This window comes from Corallococcus sp. CA053C (assembly GCF_003611675.1).
Taxonomy (GTDB): Bacteria; Myxococcota; Myxococcia; order Myxococcales; family Myxococcaceae; genus Corallococcus.
Map to the genome: position 1 here is coordinate 1 of NZ_RAWA01000818.1, position 845 is coordinate 845.

Annotated in this window: 1 pseudogene; it reads left to right on the forward strand. The window is 74.9% G+C overall.

Going from position 1 to position 845, the window contains the following annotated elements:
* Positions 1-195 precede the first annotated feature (195 nt).
* Positions 196-845: pseudogene (locus D7V97_RS43385) on the forward strand (hypothetical protein); the annotation flags it as partial.

Consider the following 845-nt stretch of genomic DNA (forward strand, 5'->3'; position numbering starts at 1 on the left):
GGTAATGGGCGCGGGGGGCGGACACCCGGGCCCGGCAGAGGGGGAGACGGGCAGGTGACAGTTCTTGAAGGGGGCGGTGTTCCCTTGGCCGCAAGGGGCGACGACGCCTCGACATGACGGCGGCGCCCCGGGCTCCCGACAAGGGAGGCACCCGGATGGCGGCCCCATTCGGAACAGTCCAGGAAGGTCCAGGCGATGAAGCGCAAGGTCGCGGTGTGTGTCGGGGTGATGGTCGCGGTGGCGGGCGGCGTTGCCGGGGCCGAGGAGTCGGCGGCGGCACAGGTGGTGGCGGTGCGAGCGGAGGCGGCCCCCTCCGTGGCGCCTGTCACGGTTCCGGCGCCTGGATCCGCGCAGGCCGCGACGGCTTCGCAGGCGAACGTCACTCCGGATGCGAGCGGCGCCGCGGCCCAGGCAACTCCGGCCGTGGCGGGCTCCGTCCCCGCGCTGTCTCCCGCGCCCCTCGTGAACGCGGCGGCGGGCGGTGAGCCTGCGCAGGCCGCGGGGACCGCCGTGGTCCAGCGCTCGGAGTCGGAGGAGATCCGCGTCCCCGCGGTGCTGATGCTGATGCCGCACATGAGCACTGCGGGCACCGACACGGGCCGCGTGGTGACGACGTTCGCGGTGGGCCTGCTCGCGACGCATGCGAAGCGGGTGGATGGCCTCGCGATGGCGCTGGGCGCGAACTGGGTGGGCGAGTCGCTGTCGGGCGGACAGCTCGCGGTCGGCGCCAACGTGGCGCGCGGCCCCGCTTCAGGCGTGCAGCTCGCGGTGGGCGGCAACGTGGCGACGGGCGACGTGGAGGGCTTGCAGGGCTCGGTGGGCCTCAACGTGGCGCGGGCCGGGAT